We start from the raw sequence: 8,418 nt of genomic DNA, 5'->3' as shown, positions 1-8,418 counted from the left end.
TTTGCTTGGTGACCATAGCGAACGTGAACCACCCGATCCCATCCCGAACTCGGAAGTGAAACCGTTTAGCGCCGATGATAGTGTGGCAGTTTGCCATGCGAAAGTAGGGAATTGCCAAGCGCTTAAATCAAAAACCCAAGCCGAAACGCTTGGGTTTTTTTTTGCCTGGAAGTCGGGGAAATTCGTCTGATTAGGTTTCATACCCTTGAAAGTCAAAAAATTGGGCATATTGTTAAAATATTGAAGTTTAAAATAAAGGGTCAGTATTATGCTTCAGACAAATGTGCTCAGTTCGCGTAAAATCAAGCATTCTTTGTATCTTTAACAAAACCGGAAAATACCATGAAAAAGATTCTTTTCTTAACTGTTTTATTATCGTCAGTTGCCGCTTTTGCTGATGATGCTAAAAATGAATGGCAAAACACTAGCCTTTCTGATGCTACAATCAAGAAAATTCAAGAAAGCCAATATCAATATAAAAAGTGCGTTTCAGCTGAAATGCAAAAGCCCTCTAATCAAGGAGGGGACAGCCGCAGAGCCACGGATGCGATCATGAAGCAATGCGAGTCGGTTTTATCCCAGATGCGCGAAATTTATCTGGCCGAAAAAGTCCCTGAAATCATTGCTGACCGTCATTTAAAACAGATGCGCATGCAAACGACTCGTAATGTTTTGCAAGGAATGATATTTGCTGAAGCGGCCAGAAAATCCGGTCAACAATAACAACTAGAAAGAGCTGCGTGTAATGAATACTTATGCAATAGATTTATCATTGAAGCCCACTACATTCGATTTATGGCATGTTTGTTTGGCAGGTACTGTGGTGCTGTTGCTGCTGATTTTAATCGTTTTGCTGTTGTCTATAGTGATCAGCCAAGTTCGTGGCAAGAAGAAATTTGCCGTGCAGCAAGCTGAACCGGTAGTAAAAGTTGTCGAGAAGATCGTTGAAGTTGAAAAGTTAGTGCATGCGCCTACACCGGAACCAGTGGTATTAAAAGAAGCAACTCCGGATGCTGCCTTGCAATTACTGGGCTTGCTACAAAAAGAAGCTCGGTTTATCGACTTTATTAAAGAAGACATTACGGCTTTTAGCGATGCAGATATTGGTGTCGCAGCGCGTGTCGTACATGAAGGATGCAATAAAGCGATTAATGAACACTTTACTCTGGCTCCTGTCCGTAATGAGCAGGAAGGCAATAGAGTTACTTTGCCGGAAGGTTTTGACGCTGCTACAGTGCGTTTAACCGGCAATATCGTCGGTACTGCGCCTTTTACCGGTACTTTGGTGCATAAAGGTTGGCAAGTTACCGGTATCAGGCTGCCCAAGCTGACTTCAGGGCATAATGCCGCTATTGTAGCGCCGGCGGAGGTAGAGCTATGAGTGAATTGCCCGGTCATCCGCAACCGGAAATTAATGAAGAAGCAACTGTGGCAAATGAAAACATTGCAGTTGCTCCCCCGCAAAACGGAACGCGGTTTTCTATCGGTATTGATTTGGGCACGACGCACTGCGTATTGTCTTATGCCGATTTGAACCATATCGACGAAGAAGACTTTTCACCGCAAGTTATGGCAATACCGCAGCTGACTTCTCCAGGTTCGGTTGAGGAAAAGCAACAGTTGCCGTCGTTTATATATCAGGCTCACGAAGCTGAACTTGCAGATGATTCTATTTCTTTACCTTGGACAGCAAAACCGGATTATCTGATAGGTGAAATTGCCCGTAATTTGGGTAGCAAAACTCCTATACGTTTGGTAGCCAGCGCGAAAAGCTGGTTATGTCATACCGGCGTGGATTGCAAAGCACCAATTTTACCAGCCGAATCGCCTGAGGAAATCGAGCGGATTTCGCCGTTCCAGGCAACTACGGCGTATCTGCAACACTTGTGCGATGCTTGGCAAAGCCAGCATCCGAATGCGCCGTTGGATCAGCAGGATGTCGTGATTACCGTTCCGGCCTCGTTTGACCCGGCGGCACGGGAATTGACGGTCGAAGCGGCGCGCGCCGTAGGACTTGATCAGGCAATTCTTCTGGAAGAGCCGCAAGCGGCGTTATACAGCTGGATAGAAAAAAGTCACGGCGATTGGCGTAAACATGCCGAAGTCGGTGACATTATATTAGTAGTAGATATCGGCGGCGGAACCACCGACTTATCATTAATAGCGGTCACTCAACAAGAAGGCAATCTCGAATTGACCCGCGTGGCGGTTGGCGACCATATTTTGTTGGGCGGCGACAATATGGATTTGGCCTTGGCTTATACCGTTAAAGCCAAGATGGAACAAGAAGGTAAACGTATAGAGCCTTGGCAGCTTCAGGCTTTGACGCACAGCTGCCGCGATGCCAAAGAAAAAATCTTTAACAATTTAGAGCTTGAAAATATACCGCTGGTAGTTGCGAGCAGAGGTTCGTCTTTAATTGGCGGTACACTCCGCACCGAGTTAACCCGTGAAGAAGTCAACCGTGTATTGGTTGAAGGTTTTATGCCCAAGGTGGCAGTCAGCGACAGACCGGTAAGCCGTCCTCGTTCCGGCTTGAGAACGGCCGGATTGCCTTATGCCCAGGATGCAGGTATTACCCGCCATTTGGCAGCGTTTCTGGCTAAGCAACACGGAGCCACTGATGAGCTTAAAGACATCAATTTGCCGGAGCATGCGAGTTTCTTGCATCCCACTGCTGTGCTGTTTAACGGTGGCGTGCTAAAAGCAGGTGCTTTGGCTGAACGATTAATGGACGTGTTAAATTCATGGTTGATAGCCGAGCAAGCGCCAGAAGCCAGATTATTAACCGGTGCGGATCTTGATTTGGCGGTCGCTCGCGGCGCTGCTTACTATGGCTATGTTCGAAAAGGCAAGGGTGTACGTATTAAAGGAGGTACAGCAGCCTCTTATTATGTCGGCATAGAAAGCGCTATGCTCGCAGTGCCTGGTTTAGCGCCGGAAATTCAGGCATTATGTATTGCACCGTTCGGCATGGAAGAAGGTACTCAACAAGAGTTACCATATGACGAGTTCGGATTGGTGATCGGGGAACCGGTACGGTTTCGCTTTTTCGCGTCCAATATCCGGCGCGAAGATAAAGTAGGAACCCGTCTAGACTATTGGACTAACGAAGAGCTCGATGAACTGGATGAGATTGAAATCACTTTGCCGGAAGAAGGCCGCAGGCCCGGTGAAGTCGTGCCGGTGCATTTATGTGCGGCCGTAACCGAAGTCGGTACGCTCGAACTGCAAGCGGTTTCCCAAAAAGACAGCGGGCGCTGGAAAATTGAGTTTGATGTCAGGGCAGGGGAGTAGAGCTTCAGTTAAAAATAAAATACGGATGACATGGATTAAACGAATCTACACTGATTTTAAGCGTCAATAGTTTTCTCGTTTATTAGTTTACTGCGAATTTGCCTTTTTGAAAGCTTTCCGTTTAGTTCTTTTCTGAATAGATAGAGCTAAACGCTGCAATTCTGTGCTCATGTTGAGTATATCAGCATAGTCCGAGTTATCCCCTTTCAATATAAAATTATTATCTTTTGCCACATAAATAATGAATCAAAAAAAACGATTAATCATAGCTATGACCGGAGCAACCGGTGCGGTTTATGGGGTAAGAATGCTGCAAGTTTTGCAGGCGCAGGAGCAGTGGGAAACGCATTTGGTAATCTCATCCGCTGGCGTAGTGAATTTAAAGCACGAAATGGACATGAAGCGGGCCGAACTGGCCGGGTTGGCCGATGTAACTCACGGCATCGATGATATTGCCGCGAGTATTTCCAGCGGCGGCTTTAAAACAGAAGGCATGATTATCGCGCCGTGCTCGATGAAAACCTTGTCGGCAGTTGCGCATGGCTTTGGCGATAACCTGATTTCTCGTTCTGCTGATGTGGTGCTGAAAGAGCGCCGGCGCTTGGTAATCATGCCCAGGGAAACTCCGTTAAATTTGGTACATATTCGCAACATGGCAAGCGTGACCGAAATGGGCGGTATCATCTTCCCACCGATGCCCGCTTTTTACAGTAAATCGGACTCGCTTGCGGCTATGGTTGATGAGACCGTCGGCCGGGTTTTGGATATGTTCGGAGTTAATGTTGACGGTTTATATACCCCTTGGGAAGGCTTGTAGATATTTTTAAGACAACAACCGCGAGTTTTTGCTGTTACGGAAAATAAGCGGTTTCTCATTATCAGCTAAAGCGCTCGCTTTGGCTGAGTCTATCGCGTCTTGAATAACATGATGATTAGGCGATTTGCTGCACACCGGGTCGGCGGCATACATATCACCGCTTAATAAATAAGCTTGGCAGCGGCAGCCGCCGAAATCTTTTTCCTTTTCATCACAGCTGCTGCACGGTTCTTTCATCCATTCAAAGCCCCGGAAAAAATTGAAAGTTTTCGATTCGTTCCAGATTTGTTCGATGCTGTAATCTTTGACATTGGGGCAATCCATGTCCGGCAATTCGCGGGCGGAATGGCATGGTAGAGCTACGCCGTCCGGCGCGATAGTCAAGAAAGTTGTTCCCCAGCCGTTCATGCAGGCTTTGGGCCTATCTTCATAAAAGTCCGGCACCACATAATAGATTTTCATCTTACCGGCGACTTTTTCTTTAAAAGCCTGGGCGATTTGTTCGGCTTGTTCAAACTGCTCTTTGGTGGGCAACAATAAATCACGGTTAGCATGTGCCCAGCCGTAATATTGGGTGTTCGCCAGTTCCAGATAATCTGCGCCCAGTTCTTCCGCCATTTCCAGAATTTGCGGCATCTGATGGATGTTTTCGCGATGGATGACCACGCACAGCACCATCGGGTAACCGTGTTTTTTGACTAGGTGGGCTACTTCTTTTTTGTGCTGGAACGATTCGGTGCCAGCCAGATGGTCGTTCAGTTCCTGAGTACTGGCCTGGATGCTGACCTGAATATGATCCAGTCCTGCTTCCTTAAGTTGGGCGATTTTTTCTTCGGTCAGACCATAGCCGGAGGTAATCAGGTTGGAATAATAACCTAGGTCTCTAGCGTGTTTGACCAGCTCAGGCAGGTCTTTGCGCGTTAAAGGCTCTCCGCCGGAAAACCCCAGCTGGACCGCACCCATTTTGCGGGCTTGGCTGAGTACACGTTTCCAGTCCTCGGTATCCAGTTCGGATTGATATTTCGCATAATCAATTGGGTTGGCGCAATAGGGGCATTGCAACGGGCAGGCATAAGTCAGCTCCGCCAGTAACCAGCGCGGCGGAGTAATCTTAGTTTTGTTGGATCCAGCCATTTTTTAAAGCGACCTCCAAGAAAGCGGTTATGTCGTTTGCAAGACCTGTCGTCGCAAATTTTTGCTCCAGATCATCGATGATTTGATCGAGCTTGCGGGTACCGTCACACATCTTCAGGATTTCAGCAGAACTTTGGTTAAGTTCCACCATGCCTTCTGGATAGAGGATAACGTCTTTTTGCTGGGCTTCTTCCCATTGCAAACGATGCATTGGGGAAAATTTGATGGTTTGATCTGGGTTAATACTCATTGTAGTGTGTTTGTTTTTTCTATGCGGCGTGTTTTTTAATGTCAGCCAGTAACATGCTTTCGATGCTCAGATGGTAATCTAACTCGGGCCATTCAATGCCGCTGCCCTGACAAATAAATTGATAGTTGGATAGCTGTTTTAACGAGGCTTCTTGCAGTTCCTTGTACCATGACATAGGCGTTAATATGACGCGGTCATCCTCAAGTTCTACATGCAAATAACGGTCATCAAAATGAACGGACTTACCTTTGGCTAAAATACTCATCCGATTTCCTCTCAAATTCATCTTTATGAATTGTCACAAGTGCTAGCGCTTTGTTTAAATCTTTTGGTTTCATGTAATTATGTACTATACGTAGCGAGGCTAGCTCGATTTTAGCAAAATCTCCGCCTTTTATGATATGAATGTGCTTCGGTTCGTGCTCGTTCGCATAAAAGAAAAATTTGAATCCATCAATTATCAACAATGTTGGCATTTCGTTATGGTATGTAATGTATTAGCGTAACCCGACTAGCGATAAAAATAGCGAGATACTTTGCTGCAACTCTCCTAACGGTTTATTTTTCAATATTAAAATAAGGCGGCATTTCATGAATATAAGCCATATACATCGCATCCGCCATGGTCCATAACACATCCAGCTTGAATTTCAGGATTTCAATCATGCGATCTTGCTGTTCGCGGGTTTTATACCAATCCAGCGTGATAGCAAGGCCGTGTTCAACGTCACGACGCGCTTCGGTCAGGCGTTTACGGAAATAGATATAACCTTCCTGTTCCACCCAAGGGTAGTGTTCCGGCCAGTTATCCAAACGTTGCTGGTGGATCTTAGGAGCAAACAGTTCGGTTAACGAGGAGCTTGCCGCTTCGTGCCATTCGGCTCTACGGGCAAAATTAACATAGGCATCGACCGCAAAACGCACACCCGGCAGTACATATTTTAATGAGGTTATGTCTTCCCGCGTCAAGCCGACTGCGATGCCCAACTGTATCCATGCTTCAATGCCGCCTGGATCTCCGGGGTGGCCGTCATGATCCATAATCCGCTGTATCCATTTGGCGCGGGTTTCACGATCAGGGCAGTTGGCCAAAATGTTGGCGTCTTTAATCGGAATGCAGACCTGATAATAGAAACGGTTGGCAACCCAGCCCTGCAATTGCGCCTTGGTGAGTTTACCTTCGTTCATCAGCGTATGGTAAGGATGATGAATGTGGTAATGACTTTCCATGCCGCGTAGTTCGGCTTCAAACTGTTCTTTGGTCCAGGCTTTATTATCGCTGCTCATGTTTGCATCCTTTATAAGTCGATTTCTAAACCGTCGTAAGCGACTTCAATGCCGGCGGCATCGAGTATTTTACGCTGTTCGGAATCTTCATCTAAGATCGGGTTAGTGTTGTTGATATGGATCAATATTTTACGCGCTTTGGCAACACCGTTCAGAACCTCTATCATGCCGCCTTCGCCGGATTGAGGCAAGTGGCCGATTTCACGGGCTTTTTTATGGCTGATGTTTTGCGAGCACATTTCGTCATCGGTCCAAAAAGTGCCGTCTACCAATAAGCAATCGACGGCTTGCATCGCAGCCATGACATGCGGTTCTATTTCGCCCAGGCCTGGGGAATAAAACACTTTTTTGCCGGTAGAAATTTGTTCGATGATCACGCCGATATTGTCGCCGTCATGCGGATCATGCCGATGCGGTGAATAAGGCGGCGCTTTGCTTTTTAAGGCTTGTGTGTAAAAGCGCAAATCATCAATGCCGGGAATGGTAAAACTGCTGCCATCGAAAGGAATCGGGTGATGGTTGACGGTGCAATAATCTGCCAACATATTAAATAAAGGAAAGCCGGTGGTCAGGTCTTGCTTAACCATTTCCGTACAGTAAACGTCCAGCGGTTTACCTTCCCTAAGCATCAGCATGCCGGTGGTATGGTCGATCTGGCTGTCGATCAGCATGATCGCTTTAATGCCGGTGTCGCGAACGCCTTCTTTGGGCTGGATAGCCGGAAAAGCTTCCAGTTGCGCGCGAATGTCGGGAGAGGTGTTAAACAGCAGCCAGTTTTTGTTGTCAGTACTCACTGCAATGGATGACTGGGTGCGGGCTTTGCCGTTCATTTGATTGTGCCGCAAGCGGTGACAATTATGGCAGTTGCAGTTCCATTGTGGAAAACCGCCGCCAGCACCGGAACCAAGAACTCTGATCTTCATAGTTTGGAAAGTAACCTGAAATAGGGAATAGGAGCCGAATGATACGGGAATAAAAAGCATCAGGCAAAAAAAAGGGGCTCATCAAGAGCCCCTTTTTGATCCCAATCGAATTAACGATTGTAGATGTACATTGTTACTTCAAAACCGAAACGCAGGTCTGTGTAGCTTGGTGTTTCCCATTTCATAGTGAACCTCCAGAAGTGTGTTGAAATTATTATGCTAGCTTGATCAAGTAAGCTCGATTGAAGTATACGATGAACTATTTTTTTACGCAACTTTCGCCATCGTTCAAAATAGACACGCCATGTTTTTTATACGGTTCATACGCTGATTGGCGACAAGGCTTAGATTATAAATCAATGATAACCGGTTAAAATAACAAGATATTTAGATAAGTCGTGAAAGATGTTTTTTTGATTGGAAGAGAGTATTATCTAATTTCACCTTGAAAATAAAATATATTATAAATTATGAGGAGGGGTCATGGGTGGAGTTACTGTATTGTTTGTTGTTATGTTAATTATTGCGGGGCTGGCGTTTGCACCGTTAGGCTATTTTATTTATAGGTTTACCAAAGCAAGTGACAGACCCTTTGGAGATATTGAGCCGCATGGCGATAGCCCTTCTGTGGTGAACGATTTTGCAGAAAAAGCAATTAAATTCGTTCAAGAGAAGCTTGCCAAAAAGTAAATTTATGTTGGTTGATGAGT

12 protein-coding genes and 1 rRNA gene are annotated in these 8,418 nt (G+C 46.0%); 6 read left to right on the top strand and 7 right to left on the bottom strand.

All coding sequences use genetic code 11. The features are described 5' to 3' along the window. The first annotated feature begins 4 nt into the window (after positions 1-4). From rrf to EPO18_RS01315, 5 genes are all read left to right on the top strand, one after another. Positions 5-120, top strand: a 5S ribosomal RNA gene (rrf, locus tag EPO18_RS01335). 222 nt (positions 121-342) lie between these two features. Beyond that, complete coding sequence (locus EPO18_RS01330) at positions 343-723, top strand: hypothetical protein (RefSeq protein WP_292429425.1); 381 nt, start codon at positions 343-345, stop codon at positions 721-723. Between the two features lie 22 nt (positions 724-745). Next, positions 746-1,381: a DUF2760 domain-containing protein gene (locus tag EPO18_RS01325; protein ID WP_292429421.1), complete on the top strand. Its 636-nt coding sequence runs from the start codon at positions 746-748 to the stop codon at positions 1,379-1,381. Then, complete coding sequence (locus tag EPO18_RS01320) at positions 1,378-3,297, top strand: Hsp70 family protein (RefSeq protein WP_292429418.1); 1,920 nt, start codon at positions 1,378-1,380, stop codon at positions 3,295-3,297. The genes EPO18_RS01325 and EPO18_RS01320 overlap by 4 nt, the downstream gene beginning before the upstream one ends. Before the next feature lie 241 nt (positions 3,298-3,538). Then, positions 3,539-4,114, top strand: coding sequence for a UbiX family flavin prenyltransferase (locus EPO18_RS01315; RefSeq protein ID WP_292429415.1), 576 nt, complete (start codon positions 3,539-3,541; stop codon positions 4,112-4,114). Between the two features lie 6 nt (positions 4,115-4,120). Here the strand turns inward: EPO18_RS01315 and pqqE are convergent, their stop codons facing one another. From pqqE to pqqA, 7 genes are all read right to left on the bottom strand, one after another. Continuing rightward, entirely contained in the window at positions 4,121-5,248 is a 1,128-nt protein-coding gene (gene pqqE, locus EPO18_RS01310; RefSeq protein ID WP_292429413.1) for a pyrroloquinoline quinone biosynthesis protein PqqE, read from the bottom strand. After that, positions 5,226-5,498: a pyrroloquinoline quinone biosynthesis peptide chaperone PqqD gene (gene pqqD, locus EPO18_RS01305; protein WP_292429411.1), complete on the bottom strand. Its 273-nt coding sequence runs from the start codon at positions 5,496-5,498 to the stop codon at positions 5,226-5,228. The genes pqqE and pqqD overlap by 23 nt, the downstream gene beginning before the upstream one ends. Before the next feature lie 19 nt (positions 5,499-5,517). Beyond that, the gene (locus tag EPO18_RS01300) at positions 5,518-5,763 is read right to left on the bottom strand and encodes a DUF2442 domain-containing protein (protein ID WP_292429409.1); all 246 of its coding nucleotides are present in this window, start codon (positions 5,761-5,763) and stop codon (positions 5,518-5,520) included. Then, a complete protein-coding gene (locus tag EPO18_RS20645) occupies positions 5,741-5,974 on the bottom strand; it encodes a DUF4160 domain-containing protein (protein ID WP_363331465.1) in 234 nt (77 codons plus the stop codon). The genes EPO18_RS01300 and EPO18_RS20645 overlap by 23 nt, the downstream gene beginning before the upstream one ends. 82 nt (positions 5,975-6,056) lie before the next feature. Further along, on the bottom strand, positions 6,057-6,785 hold the full coding sequence (gene pqqC, locus EPO18_RS01295; RefSeq protein ID WP_292429407.1) for a pyrroloquinoline-quinone synthase PqqC: 729 nt from the start codon (positions 6,783-6,785) through the stop codon (positions 6,057-6,059). An 11-nt stretch (positions 6,786-6,796) separates the two neighbouring features. Continuing rightward, positions 6,797-7,708 carry a pyrroloquinoline quinone biosynthesis protein PqqB gene (gene pqqB / locus EPO18_RS01290; RefSeq protein WP_292429404.1) on the bottom strand — a complete coding sequence of 304 codons (912 nt, stop codon included), beginning with the start codon at positions 7,706-7,708 and terminating at the stop codon, positions 6,797-6,799. 110 nt (positions 7,709-7,818) lie between these two features. Beyond that, positions 7,819-7,893, bottom strand: coding sequence for a pyrroloquinoline quinone precursor peptide PqqA (pqqA, locus tag EPO18_RS01285; RefSeq protein ID WP_006892363.1), 75 nt, complete (start codon positions 7,891-7,893; stop codon positions 7,819-7,821). 298 nt (positions 7,894-8,191) lie between these two features. Between pqqA and EPO18_RS01280 the strand changes: the two genes are divergently transcribed. Next, positions 8,192-8,398 carry a hypothetical protein gene (locus EPO18_RS01280; RefSeq protein ID WP_292429401.1) on the top strand — a complete coding sequence of 69 codons (207 nt, stop codon included), beginning with the start codon at positions 8,192-8,194 and terminating at the stop codon, positions 8,396-8,398. Positions 8,399-8,418 lie beyond the last annotated feature (20 nt).

Source organism: Methylobacter sp. (assembly GCF_004322395.1).
Classification (GTDB): domain Bacteria; phylum Pseudomonadota; class Gammaproteobacteria; order Methylococcales; family Methylomonadaceae; genus Methylobacter_A.
This window is presented reverse-complemented; position numbering and strand designations above follow the sequence as displayed.